27 protein-coding genes are annotated in these 26,024 nt (G+C 56.7%); all 27 read left to right on the forward strand.

What is annotated here, in order from left to right:
* Window positions 1-8: 8 nt before the first annotated feature.
* On the forward strand, window positions 9-1,454 hold the full coding sequence (locus OS242_RS00995) for a DUF342 domain-containing protein (protein WP_267149788.1): 1,446 nt from the start codon (window positions 9-11) through the stop codon (window positions 1,452-1,454).
* A 13-nt stretch (window positions 1,455-1,467) separates the two neighbouring features.
* Window positions 1,468-1,776: a hypothetical protein gene (locus tag OS242_RS01000; protein ID WP_267149789.1), complete on the forward strand. Its 309-nt coding sequence runs from the start codon at window positions 1,468-1,470 to the stop codon at window positions 1,774-1,776.
* A gap of 35 nt (window positions 1,777-1,811) precedes the next feature.
* On the forward strand, window positions 1,812-2,315 hold the full coding sequence (locus OS242_RS01005) for a DUF6115 domain-containing protein (RefSeq protein WP_267149790.1): 504 nt from the start codon (window positions 1,812-1,814) through the stop codon (window positions 2,313-2,315).
* Window positions 2,315-2,782 (forward strand): MltG/YceG/YrrL family protein, encoded by a 468-nt coding sequence (locus tag OS242_RS01010; protein ID WP_267149791.1) that lies wholly within the window; start codon window positions 2,315-2,317, stop codon window positions 2,780-2,782. The genes OS242_RS01005 and OS242_RS01010 overlap by 1 nt, the downstream gene beginning before the upstream one ends.
* 205 nt (window positions 2,783-2,987) lie before the next feature.
* Window positions 2,988-3,686 carry a 30S ribosomal protein S2 gene (gene rpsB, locus OS242_RS01015; protein ID WP_267149792.1) on the forward strand — a complete coding sequence of 233 codons (699 nt, stop codon included), beginning with the start codon at window positions 2,988-2,990 and terminating at the stop codon, window positions 3,684-3,686.
* Window positions 3,687-3,799: 113 nt separating this feature from the next.
* The gene (tsf, locus tag OS242_RS01020; RefSeq protein WP_267149793.1) at window positions 3,800-4,453 is read left to right on the forward strand and encodes a translation elongation factor Ts; all 654 of its coding nucleotides are present in this window, start codon (window positions 3,800-3,802) and stop codon (window positions 4,451-4,453) included.
* 105 nt (window positions 4,454-4,558) lie between these two features.
* On the forward strand, window positions 4,559-5,278 hold the full coding sequence (pyrH, locus tag OS242_RS01025) for a UMP kinase (protein ID WP_267149794.1): 720 nt from the start codon (window positions 4,559-4,561) through the stop codon (window positions 5,276-5,278).
* A gap of 7 nt (window positions 5,279-5,285) precedes the next feature.
* Window positions 5,286-5,843, forward strand: a complete 558-nt coding sequence (gene frr, locus OS242_RS01030) for a ribosome recycling factor (protein WP_267149795.1) — start codon at window positions 5,286-5,288, stop codon at window positions 5,841-5,843.
* A 56-nt stretch (window positions 5,844-5,899) separates the two neighbouring features.
* Window positions 5,900-6,679: an isoprenyl transferase gene (locus OS242_RS01035; protein WP_267149796.1), complete on the forward strand. Its 780-nt coding sequence runs from the start codon at window positions 5,900-5,902 to the stop codon at window positions 6,677-6,679.
* A gap of 10 nt (window positions 6,680-6,689) precedes the next feature.
* The gene (locus OS242_RS01040; RefSeq protein ID WP_267149797.1) at window positions 6,690-7,502 is read left to right on the forward strand and encodes a phosphatidate cytidylyltransferase; all 813 of its coding nucleotides are present in this window, start codon (window positions 6,690-6,692) and stop codon (window positions 7,500-7,502) included.
* Window positions 7,503-7,569: 67 nt separating this feature from the next.
* Entirely contained in the window at window positions 7,570-8,724 is a 1,155-nt protein-coding gene (locus tag OS242_RS01045) for a 1-deoxy-D-xylulose-5-phosphate reductoisomerase (protein ID WP_267149798.1), read from the forward strand.
* 28 nt (window positions 8,725-8,752) lie between these two features.
* Entirely contained in the window at window positions 8,753-9,841 is a 1,089-nt protein-coding gene (gene ispG, locus OS242_RS01050) for a flavodoxin-dependent (E)-4-hydroxy-3-methylbut-2-enyl-diphosphate synthase (protein ID WP_323372869.1), read from the forward strand.
* Window positions 9,842-9,953: 112 nt separating this feature from the next.
* The gene (locus OS242_RS01055) at window positions 9,954-11,666 is read left to right on the forward strand and encodes a proline--tRNA ligase (protein ID WP_267149799.1); all 1,713 of its coding nucleotides are present in this window, start codon (window positions 9,954-9,956) and stop codon (window positions 11,664-11,666) included.
* Window positions 11,667-11,728: 62 nt separating this feature from the next.
* Window positions 11,729-12,355, forward strand: a complete 627-nt coding sequence (locus OS242_RS01060; RefSeq protein WP_267149800.1) for a glycosyltransferase family 2 protein — start codon at window positions 11,729-11,731, stop codon at window positions 12,353-12,355.
* 45 nt (window positions 12,356-12,400) lie between these two features.
* Window positions 12,401-16,774: a PolC-type DNA polymerase III gene (locus OS242_RS01065; protein WP_267149801.1), complete on the forward strand. Its 4,374-nt coding sequence runs from the start codon at window positions 12,401-12,403 to the stop codon at window positions 16,772-16,774.
* A gap of 188 nt (window positions 16,775-16,962) precedes the next feature.
* Entirely contained in the window at window positions 16,963-17,424 is a 462-nt protein-coding gene (gene rimP / locus OS242_RS01070; protein ID WP_267149802.1) for a ribosome maturation factor RimP, read from the forward strand.
* Between the two features lie 33 nt (window positions 17,425-17,457).
* Complete coding sequence (gene nusA / locus OS242_RS01075) at window positions 17,458-18,618, forward strand: transcription termination factor NusA (protein ID WP_267149803.1); 1,161 nt, start codon at window positions 17,458-17,460, stop codon at window positions 18,616-18,618.
* Window positions 18,619-18,638: 20 nt separating this feature from the next.
* On the forward strand, window positions 18,639-18,929 hold the full coding sequence (gene rnpM / locus OS242_RS01080) for an RNase P modulator RnpM (RefSeq protein WP_267149804.1): 291 nt from the start codon (window positions 18,639-18,641) through the stop codon (window positions 18,927-18,929).
* Window positions 18,922-19,248 carry a L7Ae/L30e/S12e/Gadd45 family ribosomal protein gene (locus OS242_RS01085; RefSeq protein WP_267149805.1) on the forward strand — a complete coding sequence of 109 codons (327 nt, stop codon included), beginning with the start codon at window positions 18,922-18,924 and terminating at the stop codon, window positions 19,246-19,248. Before rnpM ends, OS242_RS01085 begins: the two co-directional genes overlap by 8 nt.
* Window positions 19,249-19,296: 48 nt before the next feature.
* Window positions 19,297-21,696 carry a translation initiation factor IF-2 gene (infB, locus tag OS242_RS01090; RefSeq protein ID WP_407702064.1) on the forward strand — a complete coding sequence of 800 codons (2,400 nt, stop codon included), beginning with the start codon at window positions 19,297-19,299 and terminating at the stop codon, window positions 21,694-21,696.
* Window positions 21,697-21,788: 92 nt separating this feature from the next.
* Entirely contained in the window at window positions 21,789-22,172 is a 384-nt protein-coding gene (gene rbfA / locus OS242_RS01095; RefSeq protein ID WP_267149806.1) for a 30S ribosome-binding factor RbfA, read from the forward strand.
* Entirely contained in the window at window positions 22,138-23,139 is a 1,002-nt protein-coding gene (locus OS242_RS01100) for a DHH family phosphoesterase (RefSeq protein WP_267149807.1), read from the forward strand. The genes rbfA and OS242_RS01100 overlap by 35 nt, the downstream gene beginning before the upstream one ends.
* On the forward strand, window positions 23,136-24,050 hold the full coding sequence (gene truB, locus OS242_RS01105; RefSeq protein ID WP_267149808.1) for a tRNA pseudouridine(55) synthase TruB: 915 nt from the start codon (window positions 23,136-23,138) through the stop codon (window positions 24,048-24,050). The genes OS242_RS01100 and truB overlap by 4 nt, the downstream gene beginning before the upstream one ends.
* Before the next feature lie 12 nt (window positions 24,051-24,062).
* Window positions 24,063-25,004, forward strand: coding sequence for a bifunctional riboflavin kinase/FAD synthetase (locus tag OS242_RS01110; protein ID WP_267149809.1), 942 nt, complete (start codon window positions 24,063-24,065; stop codon window positions 25,002-25,004).
* Window positions 25,005-25,157: 153 nt separating this feature from the next.
* On the forward strand, window positions 25,158-25,385 hold the full coding sequence (locus tag OS242_RS01115; protein WP_267149810.1) for a hypothetical protein: 228 nt from the start codon (window positions 25,158-25,160) through the stop codon (window positions 25,383-25,385).
* Window positions 25,386-25,387: 2 nt separating this feature from the next.
* Window positions 25,388-25,609: a hypothetical protein gene (locus tag OS242_RS01120; protein WP_267149811.1), complete on the forward strand. Its 222-nt coding sequence runs from the start codon at window positions 25,388-25,390 to the stop codon at window positions 25,607-25,609.
* Window positions 25,610-25,695: 86 nt separating this feature from the next.
* Entirely contained in the window at window positions 25,696-25,965 is a 270-nt protein-coding gene (gene rpsO / locus OS242_RS01125; protein WP_267149812.1) for a 30S ribosomal protein S15, read from the forward strand.
* Window positions 25,966-26,024 lie beyond the last annotated feature (59 nt).

The raw sequence follows: 26,024 nt of genomic DNA on the forward strand, positions 1-26,024 counted from the left end.
GGTTGACGATGGCACTATCACAAGAAGAACTCCACTGGTGGGCGCAAAACGCAAAGATCACCGTCGAAGACGGGGGCCTTCACGGGTATTTGGTATTGCGTTCGGAGTTGTTGCAAGAAGAAAAACTTCCGGAGTTGAGCTTTGCCGGTCTGAGCGAGTTTTTGCGTCTGAACGGGATCACATACGGCATCGATATGGTCGCCTGTCAGCAGATTGTCATGAACCCGCGCGGATACATCGATGCGCGAGCTCGAATTGCATCGGGAAAAGAACAGATTCACGGTCAAAACGCTCAGATTGAAATTTTGGTCGACAATGAGCCGGACAACACGCCTCGCGTCTTGGAAGGCGGTCGTGTCGACTATTTTGACCTCGGTGCGGTGCGCACGATCTACAGAGGCCAGATCTTGGCCAAGCGCACACCTCCCACCGAAGGCATCGCCGGCATCTCTGTCAGCGGGGCGACATTGGTTGCCAAGCCGGGGCGTGACACGCGCTTGCCGCAGGGGAAGAATACGTCGGTCAGCGCGGACGGGCTGTTGCTCGTCGCCGATTCGGACGGGCATGTCTCCTACGCGCCAAGGGAGAATAAGATCAACGTCTTTGACATCTTTGAAGTCAAAGGCGATGTTGACTTTTCTGTGGGAAATATCGACTTCCTCGGCAGCGTCTTGATCAGAGGCAGTATCCTGCCCGGCTTCAAAGTGGTCGCAGCAGGCGATATCGAAGTGCTCGGCAATGTGGACGGCGCCACGCTGGAAGCGGGGGGCGACATCCAGATCCGCGGCGGCGTGCAGATGCGCAACCAAGGCGCGATCAAAGCGGGTGGCACCGTTCGCGTTCGCTTCTTGCAAGGGGCAACTGCAGAGGCGGGGATGGACGTGCTGGTGCGTGACAGCATCATGCACAGCCATATTTCAGCAGGTCGCAACGTGCTGATGGAAGCGCAAAAGTCGGTCATCGTCGGCGGCCTTGTTCGCGCCGGCAACGAGATCCGCACCCGCACGCTCGGTTCGCCGATGGCGACGCCGACCGAGGTGGAAGTCGGGGTGCATCCGCACCTGCGCATTGAGATGGCGGAGATCCATGCCAAGCTCAAAGAGCTGCACCTGAACATCGATAAAACAAAAAAAGCGTTGGCGATGCTCGACAACATGGCCGGGCAAAACCCGTTGCCGCCCGACAAGCAACAACTGCGTCAAAGTTTGTCGCTGACTTATGATTTTTATCTGCACGAAGAGGAAGAATTGATGTACCGCCGTTCGGAGATCGAAGCGATCCTGCTCGACACGCGTCAGGCAAAAGTGTACACGCTGGAACAGATCTTTGCCGGTGTGAAACTGACGCTCGGTCAGAACGTGATGTTTGTTCGCGACCCGATGCGCGGTCCGCTTTTCTTTGAAATCTCAGACGGCGAAGTGGTGGCTCGCACCACCTCCCACAACGGTCGTTAGGGAGGATGCTGACATGTCGCTGAAAAACGTGGAACTGCAAGTCGCCTTGCCGCGGACGATCGAAAACAGCCGCAATGTGCAGAATCAGTTGCATCAGCACAATGTGCAAAGTGCGCTGAACGCCGAAGACTTGGCAAAACAGACGAGACAGACAACACAGACGGTCAGCAGCATGGAAGAGAACGCCCGCACGGAAAATCGGGAGCGCGAACGGCAACATGACCGCCGGGATCGCACGTTGCAAAAGCAGGAAGCTGCAAAAGCGGATGCGGACGCAGCTCCTCATCCCTACAAAGGGCATGTGTTGGACATTAAGATGTGAGTCAAGACTTTCAGAAGAGTGAGGACGAGACGGGAATGGACCAACTGTACTTATACGTCGCATTGATCGGGGTCGGCTTCGTCCTGTTTGCGCTCACCCGAACAAAGGCCAAGACCGTCTCCCAAGCCACCGGAGCACCGCAGCAAGAGCGGGAACTGAAAATGGCACTCGATGAATTTATGAACGGGCTGGAAGAGGAGAACGCTCGGTTGCTCGACTCGTTCACCCGGTTGCAGGTCGAGTACAAGCAACAGTTCGGGACACAGCAACAACAGATCGAAGAACTGATCGAGCGTGTGGCCGAGTTGGAAGGTCGATTGACCGAGGTGGAAACACAGCCGTCAAGCCCGCCTGTGCCGGAGCCGAAGGTATCGACTGCACCGACGACCGTTTCTGGCTTTGCCTTTAACGAAAAATACGCCCGCGTCGCCGAACTCATCAGGCAAGGGCAGACGCCGGAGCAGATCGCCCGCTTCACCGGCATCGGGATCGGCGAGATCCAAATGGTGATCGGGCTGAGCGAGCGGGAGGAGAGCTGATGGATACACGGGCTCTCTTTTTAGGCGTAGGTTCAGGTCTGTTGGCTGCCACGCTGACGCTCGGCATCGGTCAGTCGTTGTCTTCAACCCAACCGGTCATGCCGGCGCCGATCCAGCAGGGAGGAGACTGGAAACAGGCGGCGGAGCAGGCCGGGATGGCCGTCTTGACCAAACAGGAACTCGACGAACGGCTGGCAGCAGCCAAAAGCGAGGGTGCCAAGCAGAAGGCGGAGGAACTGGCGCAGGTCCCTTCCGCGCCGCAGACCGTCTCTGTCTACATTCAGCCTGGAATGGGAACGAACGATGTGGCGCTGCTCTTGCAGGCGGCCGGTGTGCTTGCGAACGGCAACGAGCTGATTCGCTTGCGCCAGGGGCATCCCAATCCGATCCGTTCCGGCACGTATCAATTGCCTGTACATGGCGATCCGCAAGCTGTGTTAAAACAGATCGCGACACCGCCAAAATAAAAACAACCGGGCGACACACTCGACCCGGTTGTTTTTTTCTTGGCAGCTCTTGCATAAGCTTGTTCCCCATGTTATATTAACTTCTGGTGTTATTACACTACACACGCTGCTCGACTCTTTCGAAGGTGCTTGTCTGCTACAGGTGAGTGTCGGGAGGGATTGACGGCAGCGGAGGACCCAAAACCAGAGAGGAGGTTGAAGATACATGGCGATCATCAGCATGAAACAACTGCTGGAGGCAGGCGTTCACTTCGGTCATCAAACCCGTCGTTGGAACCCGAAAATGTCTCGCTATATCTTCACCGAACGTAACGGCATTTACATCATTGACCTGCAAAAGACTGTTAAGAAAGTCGAAGAGGCGTACAACTTTGTACGTGAACTGGCTGCTGAAGGCAAGTCCGTTCTCTTTGTAGGCACCAAGAAACAAGCTCAGGATTCCGTTAAGGAAGAAGCTGAGCGCGTTGGCATGTACTTTGTCAACCAACGTTGGCTCGGCGGCACGCTGACCAACTTCTCCACCATTCAGAAGCGTATCACGCGTCTGATCCAGCTCGAAACGATGGAACAAGACGGCACTTTCGACGTACTTCCGAAGAAAGAAGTTATCGTTCTGAAGAAGGAAATGGATCGTCTCGTGAAATTCCTCGGCGGCATCAAAGGGATGAAAGATCTCCCGGGTGCTCTGTTCATCATCGACCCGCGCAAAGAGCGCATCGCGGTTGCTGAAGCTCGCAAGCTCGGCATCCCGATCGTTGCGATCGTTGACACCAACTGCGATCCGGACGAAATCGACTATGTCATCCCGGGCAACGACGACGCAATCCGCGCCGTAAAACTGCTGACCGGCAAAATGGCAGACGCGATCGTAGAAGGCAAGCAAGGCGAACAAATCGAGCAATAATTTCTCAAGGGAGGGTGGCCTTCGGGTAAAGATGCCCGCGAGTGTCACCCTCCTTTTTCTTCGATGTAATCTTATGTCCGGATGGGCATGATAATCCTAAGGAGGCGACTGAAATGAGCATCTCTGCTGCACTCGTAAAAGAACTGCGCGAAAGAACCGGCGCTGGTATGATGGACTGCAAAAAAGCTCTGGTAGAAACCAACGGCGACATGGAAAAGGCGATTGACTTCCTGCGTGAAAAAGGTCTCGCTGCTGCTGCTAAAAAAGCGGGCCGCATCGCGGCTGAAGGTCTCGTAGAGTCCTACATACATGCTGGCGGCAAAATCGGCGTCCTGCTCGAAATCAACTGCGAAACCGACTTCGTTGCGAAAAACGATGACTACCGCGCATTCGTCAAAGACATCGCGATGCACATCGCAGCTGCGAAGCCGCTGTACCTGACCCGTGAAGAAGTCTCCCAAGAGACCATCGATCACGAGAAAGAAATCCTGCGCGCTCAAGCACTGAACGAAGGCAAGCCGGCAAACATCGTCGACAAGATGGTTGAAGGCCGCGTGCAAAAGTACTACAAAGAAGTTGTTCTGCTCGAGCAACCGTTCGTTAAAGATCCGGACAAGACGATCGAAACCATCGTCAAAGAAAAGATCTCGACCATCGGCGAGAACATCTCCATCCGTCGCTTCGTGCGTTGGGAAATGGGCGAAGGCCTCGAGAAGAAGGTCGACAACTTCGTAGAAGAAGTTATGAGCCAAGTTAACAAAGGCTAATTGTAACAACTTCTGTTGAAGGGAACACTCTCCGTGTTCCCTTTTTTTCAAGCGATGCAGGACTTAAGACAATCATGTAGAAATTAACGTATTGGAGGATCTGCAATGCTTCAACCCAAGTATAAGCGCGTGATCCTGAAACTCAGCGGGGAAGCTCTTGCTGGCGATGCAGGATACGGCATTACGGCACCTGTGATTGCTTCCGTTGCAGGGCAGATTCGTGATATTGTGGCATTAGGCGCTGAGGTAGCTGTCGTCGTCGGCGGCGGTAACATTTGGCGAGGCGTCTCGGGCAGTTCGCAAGGCATGGACCGGGCGACGGCCGATTATATGGGCATGCTCGCTACCGTACTCAATGCACTGGCTTTGCAGGACGCATTGGAACATGCGGGTGTGATCACCCGTGTGCAGACGTCCATCGAGATGCGCCAAGTCGCAGAACCTTACATAAGACGCAAGGCGATTCGTCACCTGGAAAAGGGCCGCGTCGTGATCTTTGCAGCCGGTACGGGCAATCCGTACTTCTCCACCGACACCACGGCAGCGCTCCGTGCTGCCGAGATTGAGGCGGAGGTCATCCTGATGGCAAAGAACAACGTGGACGGCGTGTACGATGCCGACCCGAAGAAAGTGCCGACCGCTACCAAGTTTGACACTCTGTCCTACATGGACGTGTTGAACAAAGGCCTTGGCGTCATGGATACGACGGCGATCACGCTTTGCATGGAGAACAAGATCCCGATTGTCGTGTTCAACATCACAGAAGAAGGCAACATCAAGCGTGCGATTCTCGGTGAAGAGATCGGTACAATTGTTGAGGGGTGAACGATAGATGGTAAACGACATTCTGAAAGCTCTTGACGAGCGTATGGACAAAGCGATCAGCTCTGTCAAAGGGAATTTTGCCACCATTCGCGCTGGCCGTGCTACGCCGGCCCTGCTCGATCGGATTCAGGTGGAATACTACGGCAGCACGATGCCGATCAATCAGTTGGCAAACGTCTCCACACCGGAGCCGCGCATGCTGGTGATCACGCCGTGGGACAAAGGCTCGCTCGCTGAAATCGAGCGCGCGATCGTCAAGTCGGACCTCGGCATGATGCCGACCAACGACGGTTCGGTCATCCGCCTGTCGATTCCGCAACTGACGGAACAACGCCGTCAGGAGTTGGTCAAACAAGTGAAAAAACTGGCGGAAGACGGCCGTATTGCCGTACGCAACATCCGTCGTGACGTGAACGATGAAGTGAAAAAGCTGGAAAAATCGGGTGACATCTCCGAAGATGACAGCCGTCGCGCACAAGAGAAAGTTCAGACTGTAACCGACCGCTTCATCGGGGAGATCGATAAATTGCTCACCGCAAAAGAGCAAGAGATCTTGGAAGTATAAGACCGTCGAAACCCCCCTCCGAGCGAGGGGGTTATTTTTGACGTGGGGGACTGAAGATGCTAAGCGGACTAAAACGATTGTTCAAACGTACGCCCGAACCGAATCGGCAACTTGGCCCCTCTGACATCGATCTGGAGGCAGTGCCGAATCACGTGGCGATTATCATGGACGGCAACGGCCGCTGGGCCAAACAGCGGAACATGCCGCGCATCGCCGGTCATCGCGCCGGGATGCAGATGGTCAAAGAAATCACAAATGTAGCGGACGACATCGGCATCAAAGTGCTGACTCTGTATGCGTTCTCCACGGAAAACTGGAAACGCCCGACAGAAGAGGTTGATTTCCTCATGCGCTTGCCGGAAGAGTGGCTGAAGAAGGAACTGGCGACGCTGATCGCACGCAATTGTCAGATCCGCATCTTGGGTGAAGTGGACCGACTGCCGGAACACACGCGCCGCGTTGTGGTGGATGCCGAGGAAAAGACCAAGGCAAACACTGGGCTGATTTTGAATATCGCGCTTAATTATGGCAGCCGTTTGGAGATCATAAACGCAATCAAGCAGATTGCCGGAGATGTGACCAGCGGCACTCTCTCGATTGATGACATCGATGAAGCGACCGTCGACCGTGCTCTGCTCACGAGCGGATTGCCCGATCCGGACTTGTTGATCCGGACCAGCGGCGAAGTGCGCCTGTCCAATTTCCTCTTGTGGCAATCGGCGTATACGGAGATGTGGTTCACAGACGTATACTGGCCGGACTTTAAGCGGGAGAATTTCTTGGAAGCGATCCGTGCCTACCAGGGCCGCGGGCGGAGGTTTGGCGGACTCAAATAGGGGTGGCTGAATGTTATTTCAACGGGTGCTGACGGGAATCGTCGGCGGGGCTGCGTTTTTAGGAGCCGTCTTCTATGGCGGAGCACCGTTTACCTTCTTGATCATGCTGCTGGCCCTCATCGCGTTCAGCGAGATGGTCCATATGAAAAAGGTTTCTTCGTTCTCGCTGCCTGCATGTCTTGGGTACGCGGTGACGTTGTTCTACTGCAATCCGTTTTTGTTTGAATGGATCGGAATCGAAGTGCCGGCGGGCGCCGTCCTGCCCGTGCTGTGGCTTATCGTGCCGTTGTTTTTGTTCTTATCAATCTCTGTGGCGTCGAAAAATCGCTACACGTTCCAAGACATGGCGTACCTGTTCACGGGGACGCTGTATGTCGGTCTGCCGTTCCAATGCGCATTGCTCCTGCGGGAGATGCCGGGGAACGGGCTTGCGTATTTTCTGTTCGTCATGGTCGTGATCTGGACGACCGACACGTTTGCGTACTTTGTCGGTCGGGCTTTGAAAGGGCCGAAGATCTGGCCTGCGATCTCTCCAAACAAGACTGTATCAGGTTCGATCGGAGGCGTGTTCGGCGCGTTGCTCGTCGGCGCGGTGTTTGCGACGGTTCTCGACCAGTCGTGGTTGCCTTGGACGTTGCTGGCCGCCGTCCTGTCTGTGGCTGGTCAACTGGGGGACTTTGTGGAATCCGGGTTGAAGCGTGTGCTCGATGTGAAGGACTCCGGCACGATCCTGCCGGGTCATGGCGGGGTGCTTGACCGCTTTGACAGCTTTTTGTTCGCTGCTCCGATCGCCTATTATTTGATATTGATGTGGGCAACCTGACACGTTGCTTAAAAAATAGTTGTAACCAAACGCGGTTTGTTCCGTTGTAACCTATGAGGTGAACAAGATGTCTCGCACAATCGCTCTGCTCGGCTCCACTGGCTCGATCGGCACCATGACGCTTGATGTGGTGTCGGCGCACCCGGATCAGTTCCGGGTCGCAGGCTTGGCGGCCGGGCGCAACACCGAACTTTTGTTGGAACAGATCGAACGCTATCGCCCGCGCCTTGTCAGCGTGGCGACCGATGAGGGAGCCCGCATGGTCCGCGAACGCTTTGGTTCGCAGGTGGAAGTGGTGATCGGGCCGCAGGGCCTGGTGGACGTGGCGACGATGCCCGAAGTGGACATCGTCCTGACCGCCGTCGTTGGCGCGGCCGGGCTTCTGCCGACGCTCAAAGCGTTGGAGGCGGGCAAGGATATCGCGCTGGCGAACAAGGAGACCTTGGTAGCGGCCGGTCACTTGGTCACCGCATTGGCGAAAGAAAAAGGTTGCAAGATCCTGCCGGTGGACAGCGAGCACTCGGCGATCTTCCAATGTTTGCATACGGAGCGACCGGTTGACGTAGAAAAGATTATCGTCACTGCGTCCGGCGGCTCGTTCCGGGACAAAACCCGCGAAGAGATGGCCGTCGCCACCGTAAACGGGGCGCTCAACCACCCCAACTGGTCGATGGGGGCCAAGATCACCGTCGATTCGGCCACCTTGATGAACAAGGGGCTGGAAGTGATCGAAGCGCACTGGCTGTTCGACATGCCGTATGACCGGATCGAGGTGGTCGTTCACCCGGAGAGCATCATTCACTCGCTGGTTGAGTTTGTAGACGGCTCCGTGCTGGCCCAGCTCGGCGAGCCGGACATGCGGATGCCGATCCAATACGCGCTGACCTACCCGACGCGGTTGCCGGGTCCCTATAGACGGCTCAATCTCGTGGAAGCGTCCCGACTGAATTTCCGCGCTCCGGATCTGGTGCGCTTCCCGTGCCTTGGCTATTGCTTTGATGCAGGACGGACCGGCGGTTCGATGCCGACGGTGTTGAACGCAGCCAACGAGATTGCCAACGGACTGTTTTTGCAAGAACAGATCGGATTTTTAGACATCGAACGCGTGATCGCGACTGTGATGGACCGCCACAGCGTGCTGTCCCATCCGAGCCTCGATGAGGTGCTGGAAGCGGATGCGTGGGCGCGGCAGGAAGCGCTCGCCGTGGCGAAACAGTCGTGACAACTGCGAATTTGGGAGAGTGTACAACATGCTGACTCATCGCTCGATGACTCGTCCCGTACAGGTCGGTAACGTGACGATCGGCGGCAGCGACTCGGTCGTTCTGCAATCCATGACCATGACCAAGACGGCCGATGTGAAAGCGACCGTCGAACAGATTTTGCGCCTGGAAGAAGCGGGTTGTCAGATCGTACGGGTGACGGTCAACAACATGGAGGCGGCCGAGGCGATCAAGGAGATCAAAAAAGAGATCTCGATCCCGCTGGTGTCTGACATCCACTTTGACTACAAGCTCGCTCTGAAAGCTGTTGAAAACGGCATTGACAAAGTCCGCATCAACCCCGGCAACATCGGCAAGCGGGAAAAGGTGCAGGAAGTCGTCAAAGCCTGCCAAGAACGGGGAGTGCCGATCCGAATCGGCGTCAACGCCGGTTCTCTGGAAAAGCACATCCTCGACAAATACGGCTACCCGACTGCACGCGGGATGCTGGAGAGTGCGGAGTACCATGTCGGCATCTTGGAGGACCTCGGCTTTGAGGACATCATCATCTCGATGAAGGCGTCCGACGTGCCGCTGGCGATCGAAGCCTACACCTTGGCAGCGGAGCGGTTCCGCTATCCGCTGCACCTTGGCATCACCGAGGCGGGCACGCTGTTCTCCGGCACGGTGAAAAGCGCAGCGGGCCTTGGCGCCTTGCTGGCAAAGGGCATCGGTTCGACGATGCGCATCTCGCTGTCGGCCGACCCGGTGGAAGAGATCAAAGTCGGCCGCGAACTGCTCAAGTCGTTCGGTTTGGCCAGCAATGCGGTCACGCTGATCTCTTGCCCGACCTGCGGCCGAATCGAGATCGACCTGATCTCCATCGCCAATGAGATCGAGGAATACGTCTCGAAGATTCAAGCTCCGATCAAGGTCGCCGTCCTCGGCTGCGCGGTCAACGGCCCTGGCGAAGCACGCGAAGCGGACATCGGCATCGCAGGCTCTCGCGGCGAAGGGCTCTTGTTCCGCCACGGTGAGATCGTGCGCAAGATCCCGGAAGCGACGATGGTGGAAGAACTGAAAAGAGAAATCGACGCCCTTGCCAAGCAGTACGAACTGACCGGATCGTTGAAGTAGGTAAAAAAGCCCCGAATCTTTCGGGGCTTTTGCTTTGAGTTTTGGTGAAAAATACCGTACAATAAAGAATCATGCAAGAGTGCAAGCCACTCACGATTTGGAGGAATATCAGATGCGTCAAAACAAAATGCTGCTTCCCACCTTGCGGGAAGTGCCGAAAGATGCTGAAATCGTATCCCACAGACTGCTCCTGCGCGCAGGTCTTGCCCGTATGTTTGCAGCCGGGATGTATACATATCTGCCACTCGGCCTCCGAGTGCTCCGCAAGATCGAACACATCGTTCGCGAAGAGATGGACAAATCCGGTGCCCAAGAGATCCTCGGCAGCATCCTGCAGCCGGCCGAACTGTGGCACACCACCGGCCGCTGGGATGATTACGGCCCGGAGATGATGAAGATGAAAGACCGTCACGACCGCGACTTCGTGCTCGGCCCGACGCATGAAGAGTTGGTGACCACGCTGGCCAAGCAAGAAGTCAACTCGTACAAGCGCCTGCCGTTCAACATCTACCAAGTGGCCACCAAGTTCCGTGATGAACGCCGTCCGCGCTTTGGCATGCTCCGCGCTCGCGAGTTCACGATGAAGGACGCGTATTCTTTCCATGCTTCCTATGAGTCTCTTGGCGAGACGTACGACCTGATGCACAAGACCTACACCAGCATTTTCACCCGCCTTGGCCTGAACTTCCGCCCGGTGCAAGCGGACGCAGGCACCATCGGTGGCTCCGGCCGCAACCATGAGTTCATGGTGTTGGCCGACATCGGGGAAGACACCATCGCGGTATGCACGCACTGCGACTACGCGGCCAACCTCGAAAAAGCGGAAGCGCGTTACGCTGCAGCGGGCGTGGCTCCGACCGAGGACGCGCCGGCGTATGAAAAACTTCACACTCCGGAGATCAAGACGATCGATCAATTGGTCGAGTCGCTGAATGTGGAAGCAAACACTGTGATCAAAACGCTGGTTTATCTGGCGGACGGTGAAGCGGTGGCTGTCGTCCTGCGCGGCGACCATGAAGTCAACGAACTGAAACTGCAAAAATTCCTCGGTGCCCGTACCTTGGAGCTGGCAAGCCATGCGGAAATCGAGCGCGTGACCGGCGTGCCGTCCGGTTTTGTCGGCCCGGTGGGTCTGAAGATCCCGGTCGTCATTGACCGCGACGTGCTGGGTGTCAGTGCGGGCGTTGCGGGTGCGAACGAGCGCGACTATCACTTCCAAAACGTCGTGGCAGGCCGTGATTTCCAAACGGAGCGCGTCGGCGACCTGCGCAACGCAGTTGTAGGCGATCTCTGCCCGCATTGTGAAGAAGGCACGCTGGAGTTCTACCGCGGTATCGAGGTCGGTCACATCTTCGAACTGGGAACCAAATATTCCGACTCGCTCGGTGCTACTTTCCTCAATCAAGACGGCAAAGCGCAGTCGTTCATCATGGGCTGCTACGGCATCGGCATCTCGCGTCTGATCACCGCCGTGATCGAGCAGAACAACGACGAAAAAGGCATTATCTGGCCGATGGCTGTCGCTCCGTACCAAGTCCACGTCATCCCGGTCAAGGTGAAGGACGAAGAACAGATGCGCCTCGCGGAACAACTGTACAACCGTCTGCGTGAACAAGGCGTCGACGTGTTGCTCGACGACCGCGATGAGTCGGCCGGCGTCAAGTTCAAAGACTCCGACCTGATCGGCCTGCCGGTGCGTGTCACCGTCGGCAAAAAAGCGGGCGAGGGCATCGTCGAATTTACCGTGCGCAAAACGGGCGAAGCGAAAGAAGTGTCGCTGGAGCAAGCGTACGAAGAGATCATGGGTCTGGTCGCCGGTCACTAAGCGTCTCCTTGGGAGAGGAGCAAACAGCGGATGCGCCTTTTCTAAAAAAGGAGCGATGTTGTTTGATCACGCTGATCATTCCAGCCTACAACGAAGCCGATAACATCGAGCCTGTGCTCGACGTCGTGACGCAGATGCCGGATTTCCAGCAAATAATCGTCGTCGATGACGGCTCGGTCGATGGAACTTATGATAAAATCATAAAGTATCCGGTAGAGATCATTCGGTTTGATCTCAACCGCGGCAAAGGAGCAGCGATCTGGGCGGGCGTTCAGTCTGCCCGCTCTCCTTTCGTGATGTTGCTCGATGCCGATCTGATCGGACTCAAGGCCACACATCTGCACAGCCTGATCCGTCCCGTTGTGGAAGACGGGGCGGCGATGGCGCTCGGACTGTTTGGAGCTGGCCGTTTTGCGACCGATTGGGCGCAGCGGGTGGCTCCTCATTTGTCAGGGCAGCGCGTGCTCCGGCGGGAAGTGCTCGAATCCCTGCCGCTGATTGAAACGACGCGCTACGGCGTGGAGGTCGCTTTGACGCGTCATGTCCGCCAACAGGGCTGGCCGGTCGTGGAAGTGCCGCTCTTTGACCTGACGCACCGGATGAAAGAAGAAAAGCTCGGCTACGTGTCCGGATTTGCCGCGCGGCTGCGGATGTACTGGGATATCCTGCGCGTGCTGGTCCGCTCGTGAACGGGCATTTAGTATAATGAAATAGAGTGGAGGGGGTTTCCCATTATGAGTCTTGTGGATATGAATGGGCAAAGTCTCTCTTTTTTATGCGAACGGCTCGGTATCCGTGAGGAGAGCGTCTTGCGCGAGTTGCAGGCGGGTCTGCAGGTCAGCCGCGCCCTGGTGAACCGCCGCGAACGCTCGGTCGAGGTCACATACAGACTGCCGCAGCGTTTGACATCGGCGGTGTACAGACAGATTCAAGATGCGTTTCGAACTTTCTTTGCAGAGGATGCGCGTCACGTGACGCTGCGCTTGGAGTATGAAGGGGAAGAGACGGACGTGCTGGAGCGTGTGCGCGATTACTTTGGGTATGCGGTCGATCAGGTGCTCGGCGACGATCACTCGCTGAAGGCGGAGCTCAAAGACGTCAGCCGCCTGACCTTGGACGGACGCGACCTGCGTGTGCCTGTCACCACCGATGTGATCAAACAGCGGTGCCAGCAGAAGGGCTACGATGAAAAGTTGGCTCTCTGGCTGCGCGACGTGCTCCAGCTCTCGGTGGTCGTGCAGGTGGACGCCGACAAAGAAAAGCTCCAAGAGGTCTCCGAATCGATGCGCTCGCTGATCGAGGAGCAAGACCGCCTTGAAGGGCAGAAGGCGTTCGTCGCCAACGAAGAGGAGAAGCGTCAAGAAGCCACCCGCAGCACCAAGGGCGGCGGCAAAGGCGACGGCGGTCCGCCGCCTGACAAGGTCGAATTGGGTCATCCGATCCAAGAGCCGGCCACACCGCTGAAAGAAGTCCAAGACGAGATGCGCCGCGTTGTCGTCGAGGGGCGGATTTTCACCGTTGAAACGCGTGAACTGGCTTCCGGTCGTACGCTCTTTACCTTTAACATCACCGACAATACCGATTCGATCTCCTGCAAGACGTTCGCAAAAGGGGACAAGCAGGTGGAAGTCCTGCGTCTGCTCAAAGACGGCATGCATCTGCGCGTGCGGGGCACCGTCCAATTCGACACGTTTGCAAAAGAGTTGGTGCTGATGATCCAGGATCTCGTCGAGATCCCGGGGCAGACTCGTACCGACACGGCGGACGAGAAGCGCGTCGAACTGCAATTGCATTCCAACATGTCGTCGCTCGACGGGATCGCCCCGGTGAAAACGCTCGTTGCCCAAGCGGCGAAGTGGGGACACAAAGCGGTTGCGATCACCGACCACGGCGTGGTGCAGGCGTTCCCGGAAGCATACTCGGCCGGTCAGAAGAACGGCATTAAAGTCTTGCTCGGTCTCGAAGCGTACGTTGTCGATGACGGTGTGCCGGTCGTGCTGAACCTGCCGGACGGCACGGAGATCCCGATTGATGAAAACACCGAATGGGTTGTGTTCGATACGGAGACCACCGGTTTGAACGCGGCGGAGAACACCCTGATTGAGATCGCGGCCGTCAAAATGAAGGGCCGGGAGATCATCGGAGAGTGGACCGAACTCATCGACCCGCAGGTGCCGATTTCAGCCAAGATCACCGAAATCACCAACATCACGAACGACATGGTACGCGGTAAGCGCAGATTGCACGAAGTCTTGCCGACCTTCCGCGAGTTTGTCGATGACGGGATTTTGGTCGCGCACAACGCGGACTTCGATATGGGCTTCCTGAAAGCATGTGCCAAGCGGATCGGCATGGAGCCGTGGACGAACATCGCCCTCGACACGCTGTCGCTGGCCCGCAAGCTCTATCCGCGCGAGAAAAACTATCGCCTGGGCACGCTGGCCAAAAAGTTTGATGTCGATCTGGTCAACGCCCATCGCGCGCTCGACGATACGGTCGCGCTGGCGAAAGTCTACCAATATATGTTGAAAGATATGGTGGAGCAGGGTTTTTTCACGCTCAGCCGTCTGAACGAAACTGACGGCGAGATTGACTACTCCCGTGTCCGCCCGTTCCACGCCATTCTTTTGGTGCAGAACAAAACAGGTCTGAAAAATTTGTACAAGATCGTATCCGAATCGCACATCAAGCATTTCCATCGCGTGCCGCGCGTCCCGCGCAGTCTGATCACCAAGCATCGCGACGGACTTCTGATCGGCACCGCCTGCCAGCAGGGCGAGTTGTTCGATGCGATCCTGCGGGGCAAGACGAAAGAGGAACTCAAAGAAGTCGCTGAGTTTTACGACTATTTGGAGATCCAGCCGCTCCTGCATTACAAGCCGCTCCTGCTCAACGAGTCGGTTGGTTCGCTGGAGTCGATCAAAGAGTACCATCGCCTGATCCTCGAAGTGGGCAAAGAAACGGGCAAGCCGGTCGTGGCGACAGGCGACGTCCACTTTGTCAATCCGGAAGACGCGATCTACCGCCAAGTGTTCCTGACGTCGCAAAACGACCGCAACGCGAACGATCAACCGCCGCTGTACTTTATGACAACCAATGAGATGCTCGACGCGTTCGCGCACCTTGGCGAAGCGACCGCGCGAGAGATCGTCATCACCAATACGAACAAGATCGCCGACATGATCGAAGACGTGTCGCCGATCCCGGACAAACTGTATACGCCGCGCATGGAGACGGCCGGCGATGAACTGACTAACATGTGTTATGACCGGGCGAAGGCGCTCTACGGCGAACCGCTGCCGGAGATCGTCGACGCGCGTTTGAAAAAAGAACTGAACTCGATCATCACCCACGGCTTTGCGGGTATCTACATGATCTCGCAGAAGATCGTCCGCAAATCGCTCGATGACGGCTATCTGGTCGGTTCCCGCGGTTCTGTCGGTTCCTCGTTTGTGGCGACGATGTCGGAGATCACCGAGGTCAATCCGCTGCCGCCGCACTATCGCTGCCCGGCTTGCCAATACAGCGAGTTCCACGGTGGGAAGGTCGGCTCCGGCTTTGACTTGGAAGACATGAACTGCCCGAAATGCGGCGAGAGACTGGACAAGGACGGCCATGACATTCCGTTCGAGACGTTCCTTGGCTTTAAAGGGGACAAGGTCCCTGATATCGATTTGAACTTCTCCGGGGATTACCAAGCGCGGGCGCATGCTTATACGAAGGTGTTGTTCGGGGATGAGTACGTCTACCGCGCAGGGACGATCGCAACGGTCGCGGAAAAGACGGCGTACGGATACGTGAAGAAGTTTGCAGAAGAAAAAGGCTGGAATCTGCGCAACGCGGAGATGATGCGGATGGTCGACGGGTGCACCGGGATCAAGCGCACGACCGGCCAGCATCCAGGCGGCATCCTCGTCGTTCCGGACTACATGGACGTGTATGACTTCTCGCCGATCCAGTTCCCGGCTGATGACAAGAACGCCGAATGGAAGACGTCTCACTTCGACTTCCACGCCATCCATGACAACTTGCTCAAACTCGATATCCTGGGTCACGATGACCCGACGGTCATCCGGATGTTGCAGGACTTGACGGGCCTCGACCCGAAAAAGATCCCGACCGATGACCCGAAGGTGATGTCGCTGTTCGCAGGGACAGACGCGTTGACCATCGATCCGGAAAATCCGGTCACGCCGGAGAAGATTCGCTCCAAGACCGGTACGTACGGCATCCCGGAGTTTGGCACCAAGTTTGTCCGACAGATGCTTGAAGACACCAAACCGAGCACGTTTTCCGAGCTGTTGCAGATCTCCGGCTTGTCTCACGGCACCGACGTCTGGTTGAACAACGCTCAGAAATTGATTCAAGACAAGATCTGCGTGCTCAAAGACGTCATCGGCTGCCGGGACGACATCATGGTCTACCTGATCTATGCGGGTCTCGAACCGTCGTTCGCCTTCAAGATCATGGAGAGCGTGCGGAAAGGCAAAGGCCTGACGCCGGAGATGGAAGACGAGATGAAGAAGAACAACGTTCCGGACTGGTACATCTGGTCTTGCAAGCAGATCAAGTACATGTTCCCGAAGGCGCACGCCACCGCGTATGTCCTGATGGCGGTACGGATCGCTTACTTTAAAGTCCACTATCCGCTGGAATTTTATGCAACTTACTTCTCCGTTCGCGCCGACGACTTTGATCTGGAGATCATGGGCAAGGGCTACGACGCGATCAAAGCGAAGATCATCGAGATCGAGGAGAAGGGCTTCCAAGCCGCGCCAAAGGAAAAGGCGCTCCACACCGTCCTTGAGATGGCGTTGGAAATGACCGCGCGCGGGTATCACTTCCTTCCGCTCGATCTGTACAAGTCGGACGCGACCCGCTTCCAAGTCATCAAGGAGTCGAACGGACTGCTTCCGCCGTTTGGTGCGTTGGCCGGCGTCGGCGAGAACGCTGCGAAGGGCATCGCTGAAGCGGCGAAGCAAGGCGAGTTCCTGTCGATTCAAGACCTGCAGGAGCGTTCCCGCGCTTCGAAAACGGTCATCGAATTGCTGGAATCACACGGTTGTTTGACCGGCTTGCCGGAGACCAATCAACTCTCGCTGTTCTAGGGCTACGAGGCGAAATGTTGCATCTCCGTAGGAGTCATGCTATAATTTGTATAGTATTAGACGTAGAATACTGTCTATGAGAAGAGTGGGGAAACCCACTCTTTCGGTTTATCTGGGCGTTTCACAGAGGGCTGATGAAGGGAATACTACTGTCACCCGATTCTGGCTCAGATTGAAGGAGGGATAGAATGACGAAACGGAAAGTGACGGACGTCGTCGAGGAACTCGCAACCCCGATCGTCGAAGGAGAGGGCCTCGAGCTCGTCGATGTGGAGTATAAAAAAGAAGGGGCCAACTGGTTCCTGCGCATTTTCATCGACAAGCCGGAGGGCGTTGACATCGACGATTGCGGACGTGTCAGCGAGAAGGTCTCCGATATGCTGGACGAGGTGGACCCGATCCCGACCAGTTATTTTTTGGAAGTATCGAGCCCTGGCGCCGAGCGGCCGTTGAAAAAGCCAGCCGATTACGAGCGGTCGATTGGCAAGCATGTATACATAACAACGTATGAACCGATTGACGGTCAAAAAGCGTTCGAAGGCGTTTTGAACGCATATGACGGAACGACGGTCACCATTCAAGAGGCGAAATCGGTGCGAGAAGTGCCGGTTGAGGCGATTGCATCCGCAAGGCTCGCCGTCGTCTTTTAACCGTGATTCTCGTGAGGAGGAGAAACATCTTTTATGAACAGCGAGTTTATTGACGCATTAGAACAGATCGAGCGCGAGAAAGGGATCGACAAAGAAATCCTGCTCGAAGCGATCGAAGCTGCGCTGATCTCCGGATACAAACGCAACTTCAACTCGGCGCAAAACGTCCGCGTGGACGTCAACCGCCACACCGGCATCGTAAAAGTCTACGCGCGCAAGACGGTCGTCGAGGAGGCGGAAGACGCACGCCTTGAGATCTCGCTTGACGCAGCGGAGCAGATCGACCCGGGCTTCCAGATCGGCGACATCGCCGAGATCGAAGTCACCCCGCGCGACTTCGGCCGCATCGCAGCGCAGACGGCCAAGCAGGTCGTCACCCAGCGCATCCGTGAGGCGGAGCGCGGCATCATCTACAACAAGTTCGTCGACCGCGAGTTTGACATCGTGACGGGTATCGTCCAACGTCAGGACAACCGGTTCTACTACGTGGATCTCGGCAAGGTCGAAGCGGTGCTGCCGCTCAACGAAGTGATGCCGACCGAAAAATTTAAGCATAATGATCGCGTGAAGGCGTACATCACCAAGGTGGAGAAAACCACCAAGGGACCGCAAATTCAGCTCTCGCGCACCCATCCGGGCCTGCTCAAACGTCTGTTCGAGTTGGAAGTGCCGGAGATCTACGAAGGCGTTGTCGAACTGAAATCGGTCGCTCGCGAAGCGGGCTACCGTTCGAAGATCGCCGTCTACTCTCGCAATCCGGACGTCGATCCGGTCGGCTCTTGCGTCGGTCCGCGCGGCATGCGCGTGCAGACGATCGTCAACGAACTGCGCGGTGAGAAGATTGACATCGTCAAATGGAGCGAAGATCCGAAGGAATACGTGGCCAACGCGCTCTCGCCGTCGAAGGTCGTCTCTGTCGATGTGGATGAGGAGAACAAGGTGGCTCGCGTCGTCGTTCCGGACTACCAACTGTCCCTTGCGATCGGTAAAGAAGGCCAAAACGCGCGTCTGGCAGCTAAATTGACAGGCTGGAAGATCGATATCAAGAGCGAAACCCAAGCGATCGAAGCAGGGTTCGTGCCGGTGCATCGCGAAGAGAGTGAAGGTGCGGACGACAACGAGAACTATTCGACCGACCTCGCCGAAGACTACGCGCCTCTGGCAGACACTGCCGACGAAAAGGCGTTTGACTGAGGAAAGGGAGGGGGTCGTCCATGCAGAAGAAGATCCCTCTTCGTAAATGTGTGGGCTGTCAGGAGATGAAGCCCAAGCGCGAATTGATCCGGCTCGTCTTCAACCAGTCGCTCGGGTCTGTTGAACTCGATCCGACAGGCAAGAAGGCGGGACGGGGAGCCTACATCTGTCGTCAGGCGGATTGTCTGGTGCCGGCGCGCAAGAAGAAGGCCTTGGAGCGCTCTCTGAAAACTTCCGTTTCGGAAGAGATCTACGACACGCTGGCTCGGGAACTGGCCGGTGTGGAACCGGAGGGCGATGAGGATGAGTGAACAACAATTTGCGAACATGCTCGGATTGGCAAAGCGGGCGGGAGCGCTCGTAACAGGCCATGACGCCTGTTTAGCTCAAGTGCGAGCCGGCAAGGCGGCTCTGGCTCTGGTGGCACGCGATACAGGTGCAAACGCGATGAAGAAATACCACGACAAATGCAAGCATTACAAGGTGCCTTTGATCGAAGTTCTCGACAAGATCTCCCTTGGGCAGGCGGTGGGCAAACCCCACAGCGCCATCGTCGTGGTGACCGAATCCGGTTTTGCAAAGCGTATACGCCAACTGGCTGGAGAAAATGCCGGGGGTGACGCGCAGTGACCAAATTGCGGGTTCATCAGCAAAGAGATCATTGCAATTCTCACTCGCATGAATGTCCCGGTCAACAATCACATGAGCGTGATGGATCAGGAGATGATTCAAAAAGTGGAACAATTTTTCAAAGATGTTAAAGGCAAATCCGAGAAAAAGGGTTCTGAGCAACAATCGCCAAATCAAGCACCTAAATCTGGTGGAGAACGGAGAAATCAGGGGAATATGACGCAAAACAATCAAGCGAATCAAGCAGGACAACCTGCCAAAGCGAATGAAAAGGACTACGACAATCTCGTAGATGATCGTGTCGCTTCTCAACCGCGCAACGAGCGCATTCCGCAAAAGAAGCCGAACCAACCGGCAGGCCGTCCGGCTGGTACGACGGCAAACAGACCGGCAAGCGGCGGCAATCGCCCGGCAGGCGGCGGCAATCGCCCGGCAGGCAACGGTGGCAACCGCCCGGCTGGCGGTGGCGGCGGTAATCGTCCCGGCGGCAACACCGGCGGCAACCGTCCGGGTGGCAACACCGGCGGGAACCGTGGCGGCAACGCGGGCGGACGCGGCGGCAACAACCAAGGCCGCGGCGGCGCGAACAACCGCGGCGGCAACCAAGGCGGACGCGGCGGCAACACCCGTGGCGGCGCACGCGGCGGCGCACAGAACCAAGGCGGACAACGTCCGGCTCCGAAACCGGTTGAAATGCCGAAAAACGTCGAGATCGAAGGCGCAATGACCGTTAAGGACTTCGCGAAACTGATCAAGCGCGAGCCGTCCGAGATCATCAAAAAGCTCCTGTTCCTCGGCATCATGGCGACGATCAACAACGAAATCGACGCCGATGCGATCCAACTGGTCGCAGAAGACTACGGCATCGAAGTGACCATCAAAGAGCCGGTCGACGAAGAAGCGGTCGATATGCTGGTGGAAGAGGATGATCCGGAATCTCTGAGTGAGCGTCCGCCGATCGTCACGATTATGGGCCACGTCGACCACGGGAAAACCACGCTGCTCGACGCGATCCGTTCGACCAACGTCACCGCGTCCGAGGCAGGCGGCATCACCCAGCACATCGGCGCCTACCAAGTCGAGATCAAAGGCAAGAAGATCTCCTTCCTCGACACGCCGGGCCACGCAGCGTTCACCACGATGCGCGCTCGCGGTGCTCAAGTCACCGACATCACGATCCTCGTCGTTGCAGCGGATGACGGCGTCATGCCGCAGACGGTGGAAGCGATCAACCATGCGAAAGCGGCCAACGTGCCGATCATCGTCGCGGTCAACAAGATCGACAAGCCGGACGCAAACCTTGACCGCATCAAGCAGGAGCTCACCGAGTACGGCCTGGTAGCGGAAGAGTGGGGCGGCGAAACGATCTTCGTTCCGGTCTCCGCTCTCAAGCGCCAAGGGATCGAGGACATCCTCGAGATGATCCTGCTCGTCGCGGAAGTACAAGAACTGAAAGCGAACCCGGATGCGCGTCCGCGCGGTACGGTCATCGAGGCCGAACTGGACAAAGGTCGCGGCCCGGTCGCGACTGTGCTCGTCCAAAACGGCACGCTCAAAGTCGGTGACATCGTTGTCGCCGGCACCACCTACGGCAAGGTTCGCGCCATGGTCAACGACCGCGGTCGCCGCGTAAAAGAAGCGCTGCCGGCGATGCCGGTCGAGATCCTCGGTCTGTCTGACGTTCCGAGTGCCGGTGACCTGTTCGTCGTCTATGATGACGAACGCAAAGCGAGCAAGCTCGTGGAAAAGCGCGCGCACCAACATCGTCAAGAGTCGATCGGGGCTCAATCCCGCGTTACGCTGGACGATCTGTTCTCCAAGATCAAAGAGGGCGACATCAAAGAACTCAACGTCATCATCAAAGCGGACGTACAAGGTTCTGTCGAGGCCCTGCGCGGTTCTTTGGAAAAGATCGATGTGGAAGGCGTTCGCGTAAAAGTCATCCATCAGGGCGTCGGCGCGATCAACGAATCCGATATCCTGCTGGCGACGGCAGGCAATGCAATCGTCATCGGCTTCAACGTCCGTCCGCAGACGCAAGCTGAGAAGATGGCCGAGTCGGAGAAGGTCGACGTACGCCTGTACCGTGTCATCTACAACGCGATCGAAGAGATCGAAGCAGCGCTGAAAGGCATGCTCGATCCGGAGTTCAAGGAAGTGTTGCTCGGCCGTGCAGAAGTGCGCCAAACCTTCAAAGTCTCCAAAGTCGGCACCATCGCCGGTTGCTTCGTCACCGAGGGCAAATTGGTTCGCTCGGCCGAACTGCGCGTCCTGCGTGACGGCGTCATCCTGTTCGAAGGCAAGTTTGACTCGCTCAAACGCTTCAAGGACGATGTCCGCGAAGTGGCAACCAACTTCGAGTGCGGCGTGACGATTGAGAAATTCAACGACCTGCGCGAAGGCGATATCATCGAAGCGTTCCAAATGGAGCAAATTAAAGTAGTCTAAAACAGCATGAGTGACGTGACGGAGTTGAATTTTCCCTTAGGGGCAGAATTCAACTCCAACGTCTATCTAACGGAAAAAGAGGTGAACCAATCATGGCAAAGATTCGTGTCAGCCGTGTAGGGGAACAGATTAAAAAAGAGATCGTCGACATCGTGCGCACTGAAGTCAAAGACCCGCGCGTCGGCTTCGTGACGATCACCGATGTGGAAGCATCGGGCGACCTTCAACACGCCAATGTGTATGTCAGTGTCCTTGGCGACGAGTCGAAGCGCAACGGCACGATGGATGCGTTGAACAAAGCATCTGGCTTCATCCGCTCCGAGGTGGGACGCCGGATTCGCCTGCGCCGCACGCCGGAACTGCATTTCAAACTTGACACCTCGATCGACTACTCGACCCGAATCTCGGAAGTCCTGCGGGACATCAAAGGAGACGAGAGCAATGAGTCAAACGCAGAACCTGAAGCAGGAGTATAAGGCGGCTGCCGATTTTTTCCGCAACCACGATCACTTTCTGCTGCTCGTTCATGAAAAGCCGGACGGTGACGCACTCGGCTCCTGTCTGGGTGCCGCTCACCTGTTGCACAAACTCGGCAAGTCGTTCCGCCTGATCAACGACGATCCGATCCCGAATAAATTTTCGTTCTTCCCGATGGCGGATCGATTTGAACTGCCGGACGGTGTGCAGGAACGATTTGATGCGGTGATCTCGTTTGACTGCGGCGACCGCAAGCGATTGGGCTGCTCCGGCCAACTGATCGCCGACAACGCGCAGATTCTGAACATTGATCACCACGTCACCAACGACCGTTTCGGCACGGAAAACCTTGTCGATCTCACGGCGGCGGCCACCTGCCAGATCGTCTATAAAGTAGCCCGCGAACTGGGCGTGGAGTTGGACATTGATACGGCGACCTGCCTGTACACCGGGCTTGTTACCGATACGGGCGGTTTCCGCTACTCGAACACCACCGAAGACGTGCTCTTGATCGCGGCTGATCTGCTGCGTCACGGGGTGCAGCCTTACAACGTGGTGGACAAGGTGTTGGAAACGATGACGTGGGCGCAGGTGCAGTTGATCCGCGAAGGGTTGGATTCGCTGGGACGTGACGAGAGCGGCCGCATCGCATGGGTGGCCGTCTCCCGCGAGATGCTGGAGCGTGTGAAAGGCGATGACGAAGACGTCGAAGGTCTCGTCAACTACCCGCGCAACGTCGAAGGAGTAGAGGTGGGCATCTGCTTCCGCGAACTGTCTCCTGACAAGACCAAGGTCTCGTTCCGTTCCAAATATGTGGTCGACGTCGGCCGGATCGCGCTGGAGTTTGGCGGTGGCGGTCATGCACGGGCAGCCGGTTGCAAGATGGACGGATCGCTCGAGGAAGTGCGTGAACGCGTGCTGGCTCGCGTCAAAGAAGCAATAGCAGAAGTGGGAGCGAACGCATGAATGGCATTCTGATCGTCAACAAACCGGCCGGCATGACCTCGCAGCAGGTCGTCGGCAGGGTCAAACGGGTGCTCGGCGTGAAAAAGGTCGGGCACACCGGCACGCTCGATCCTGATGTGACCGGCGTCTTGCCGATCTGCATCGGCAGCGCGACGCGCGTCGCTGAATATCTGCTTGATCAGGCCAAAGCCTATCGGGGCGAAGTGACGTTCGGCGTTTCGACGACCACGCAGGACGCATCGGGGGAACCGGTCGAATCGGTGGATACCGTGCAGGTGACCGAGGAGCAGGTGCGCGAGGCGGCTGCCTCGTTCATCGGTCCGATCCTGCAGCGTCCTCCCGCCTTTTCAGCGATCAAGATCAACGGCCAGCGTGCGTATGATCTCGCCCGCCAAGGCGAGGAGGTGGAGATCCCGCCGCGCGAAGTCACGATCTACAAATTGGAGATCCTCTCCCTTGATCTGGAGCCGAACCACCCGAAAGTACGGTTTGACGTGGAGTGTTCCAAAGGAACCTACGTGCGTACACTGTGTCAGGACTTGGGAAGCACGCTTGGCGTGCCGGCCCATATGTCGCACCTCGTGCGCACCCGTTCCGGCCCGTTTACGCTGGAACAGGCGTTGACGTTTGAACAGATCGAGGAGTTGGCGGCGGCAGGTCAGATCGCCGAGCAGCTGCAACCGTTGCAATCCGCGTTGCCTCATCTGACGGCTGCGACGATCCCGGAGGCGCTGGAGCGGCGTGTGGATAACGGTCGCGAACTGACGCTGCGCCGCGTGATTCCAGGTGCCCAAGCGGGACAACTGGTGCGGATCGAAAGTCGAACGGGGCGATTGCTCGCTCTGTACCGCATCGAGTCGATCGTGGACGGGGAGACGCACACAGTACCAGAGAAGGTGTTCAAAGAGTAGGGGTGAGATGTCGTGAAGATCATCCAAATCACAGATCTCCAGGACAATGCGGCGTTTCAGCCGTCGGTCATGGCACTGGGAAACTTCGATGGAATACATATAGGGCATCAAGGGTTGATCGGCCGAGCTGTTGAATTGGCCGGTCAACTTGGTCTGCCCGCCAGCGTGTTAACGTTTTACCCGCATCCAAGACAGGTGCTCGGCAACTCGCAAGCGCATGCCAACCTGCTCACGCCGTTCGATGAAAAGATGCGCGTGATGGAGGAATTGGGCGTCGAGATCGTGTATGTTGTTCACTTCACAGTGGCGTTTGCGGGGCTGACGGCCGAGGAGTTCATCTATGGCTTCCTTTCCCGACTGCATCCGCAGGGCCTTGTCGTCGGTTTTGACTACGCATTCGGTCGCGGTGGCAAGGCAGATGCTTCGATGCTCAAGGACCTCGCGGCGGAAGCGGGTATCCCGGTGGAGATCGTCGGCGCGGTCAACCGCTACGGTGAAAAAGTCAGCTCGACACTGATCCGGGAGAAATTGTCCTATGGCGATGCCCGGCTCGTCTGCGAATTGCTCGGACGCCCCTACGCCGTCACCGGTACCGTCATCCACGGCGAGAAGCGCGGGCGGCTGCTCGGCTTCCCGACGGCAAATATCGAACCGCTCGATTCGTTCGCATTGCCGAAAAACGGGGTATATGTGGTGCGGGTCTTGGTCAAGAATGAGTGGCATGCAGCTGTTCTGAACATTGGCACGAAGCCGACGTTCCACGACCAGATGCACCGTTCGCTCGAAGCGCATCTCCTCGATTTCAGCGGCGATCTCTATGGCGAGGCGATCCGTGTAGAGTTTCTCGACTTCCTGCGTGACGAGAAAAAGTTTTTCTCCGTCGAGGAACTGATCGCACAGATCCAGAGCGATGTGGTGGAGGCGCGTTCCCGGTTGTCACTGTTTTCGGTATAAGCGGACACGGCCTGCGCATACATTTACTAGCACATGTGCCGCCTGTTGTTGTCGAACCAAACCCTGTATGATATACTGTCTGAGTGGTTCTTACTATTGCTCCTATCATCCTGACTCATAGGCACGCAGTTCTGCGAGCGGGGGGATGGACACGTGAGATACCCGTATGTCGATGAACGTGATACACGACTGATGGAGTGGTGCCGCGAGGTGGCACGCATCTGCATCAGCGACGAATTCAAGCAATTGAACCGCGACTTGGTCAAGTTCTACCGCAAGAGCGGAAAGGACGACGCTTTGATGCTGGCGTTTCAAGATTCCTTGTTTTCGATGTTTACCGAGTTGGACGATGATCGCCAAGTATCGCTTGAGTACAACTGAGCATGCGCGTCATCGTCACGGTCCATGCCAAGCAGCGGCTCTTCGAAGATCGCCAACGCGGCATCTTTGTAGATGACATCGTGCGCGCTGCCAAGCTGATTCCAGGTCTTGTGCCGGTGGCGACTCGCTTCCGTGGATTTGTATCCATCGGCGGTCGAGCTTTTGACATCGTGGCGAAAGACATTGCACAGGGCCGACTCGTCATCACCGTCATCGGCAAATGACACAGTGAACCACGTGCGCGGATCGCCGAACACACCGACGGCGTTCTGGGCCTTGGGGATATATTATTTGGAGGTGTACCATAACAATGGCACTCAATCAAGAAGCAAAGACCAACCTGATCGAATCGTTCAAAGTTCACGAAGGCGACACCGGTTCGCCGGAAGTACAAATCGCGATCCTGACCAACAAGATCAACTACCTGAACGATCACCTGCGCACGCACAAGAAAGACCACCACTCCCGTCGTGGTCTGTTGAAAATGGTCGGCCGTCGCCGTAACCTGCTCAACTACCTGCGTAACAAAGACGTTAACCGTTATCGCGACCTGGTTGCGAAACTCGGTCTGCGTAAGTAACATGGAAAGAAGCGGGATTCTACTGGATTCCCGCTTCTTCTTTGTGTTTTGCATGATTT

Origin of the sequence: Tumebacillus lacus, from assembly GCF_026410385.1 — a bacterium.
In the GTDB taxonomy this organism is placed as follows: Bacteria; Bacillota; Bacilli; order Tumebacillales; family Tumebacillaceae; genus Tumebacillus; species Tumebacillus lacus.

Excerpts from the sequence above, each read along its gene's own strand:
- OS242_RS00995 (WP_267149788.1), top strand. The coding sequence starts at position 9 with ATGGCACTATCACAAGAAGAACTCCACTGGTGGGCGCAAAACGCAAAG.
- OS242_RS01000 (WP_267149789.1), top strand. The coding sequence starts at position 1,468 with ATGTCGCTGAAAAACGTGGAACTGCAAGTCGCCTTGCCGCGGACGATC.
- OS242_RS01005 (WP_267149790.1), top strand. The coding sequence starts at position 1,812 with ATGGACCAACTGTACTTATACGTCGCATTGATCGGGGTCGGCTTCGTC.
- OS242_RS01010 (WP_267149791.1), top strand. The coding sequence starts at position 2,315 with ATGGATACACGGGCTCTCTTTTTAGGCGTAGGTTCAGGTCTGTTGGCT.
- rpsB (WP_267149792.1), top strand. The coding sequence starts at position 2,988 with ATGGCGATCATCAGCATGAAACAACTGCTGGAGGCAGGCGTTCACTTC.
- tsf (WP_267149793.1), top strand. The coding sequence starts at position 3,800 with ATGAGCATCTCTGCTGCACTCGTAAAAGAACTGCGCGAAAGAACCGGC.
- pyrH (WP_267149794.1), top strand. The coding sequence starts at position 4,559 with ATGCTTCAACCCAAGTATAAGCGCGTGATCCTGAAACTCAGCGGGGAA.
- frr (WP_267149795.1), top strand. The coding sequence starts at position 5,286 with ATGGTAAACGACATTCTGAAAGCTCTTGACGAGCGTATGGACAAAGCG.
- OS242_RS01035 (WP_267149796.1), top strand. The coding sequence starts at position 5,900 with ATGCTAAGCGGACTAAAACGATTGTTCAAACGTACGCCCGAACCGAAT.
- OS242_RS01040 (WP_267149797.1), top strand. The coding sequence starts at position 6,690 with ATGTTATTTCAACGGGTGCTGACGGGAATCGTCGGCGGGGCTGCGTTT.
- OS242_RS01045 (WP_267149798.1), top strand. The coding sequence starts at position 7,570 with ATGTCTCGCACAATCGCTCTGCTCGGCTCCACTGGCTCGATCGGCACC.
- ispG (WP_323372869.1), top strand. The coding sequence starts at position 8,753 with ATGCTGACTCATCGCTCGATGACTCGTCCCGTACAGGTCGGTAACGTG.
- OS242_RS01055 (WP_267149799.1), top strand. The coding sequence starts at position 9,954 with ATGCGTCAAAACAAAATGCTGCTTCCCACCTTGCGGGAAGTGCCGAAA.
- OS242_RS01065 (WP_267149801.1), top strand. The coding sequence starts at position 12,401 with ATGAGTCTTGTGGATATGAATGGGCAAAGTCTCTCTTTTTTATGCGAA.
- rimP (WP_267149802.1), top strand. The coding sequence starts at position 16,963 with ATGACGAAACGGAAAGTGACGGACGTCGTCGAGGAACTCGCAACCCCG.
- nusA (WP_267149803.1), top strand. The coding sequence starts at position 17,458 with ATGAACAGCGAGTTTATTGACGCATTAGAACAGATCGAGCGCGAGAAA.
- rnpM (WP_267149804.1), top strand. The coding sequence starts at position 18,639 with ATGCAGAAGAAGATCCCTCTTCGTAAATGTGTGGGCTGTCAGGAGATG.
- OS242_RS01085 (WP_267149805.1), top strand. The coding sequence starts at position 18,922 with ATGAGTGAACAACAATTTGCGAACATGCTCGGATTGGCAAAGCGGGCG.
- infB (WP_407702064.1), top strand. The coding sequence starts at position 19,297 with ATGAATGTCCCGGTCAACAATCACATGAGCGTGATGGATCAGGAGATG.
- rbfA (WP_267149806.1), top strand. The coding sequence starts at position 21,789 with ATGGCAAAGATTCGTGTCAGCCGTGTAGGGGAACAGATTAAAAAAGAG.
- OS242_RS01100 (WP_267149807.1), top strand. The coding sequence starts at position 22,138 with ATGAGTCAAACGCAGAACCTGAAGCAGGAGTATAAGGCGGCTGCCGAT.
- truB (WP_267149808.1), top strand. The coding sequence starts at position 23,136 with ATGAATGGCATTCTGATCGTCAACAAACCGGCCGGCATGACCTCGCAG.
- OS242_RS01120 (WP_267149811.1), top strand. The coding sequence starts at position 25,388 with ATGCGCGTCATCGTCACGGTCCATGCCAAGCAGCGGCTCTTCGAAGAT.
- rpsO (WP_267149812.1), top strand. The coding sequence starts at position 25,696 with ATGGCACTCAATCAAGAAGCAAAGACCAACCTGATCGAATCGTTCAAA.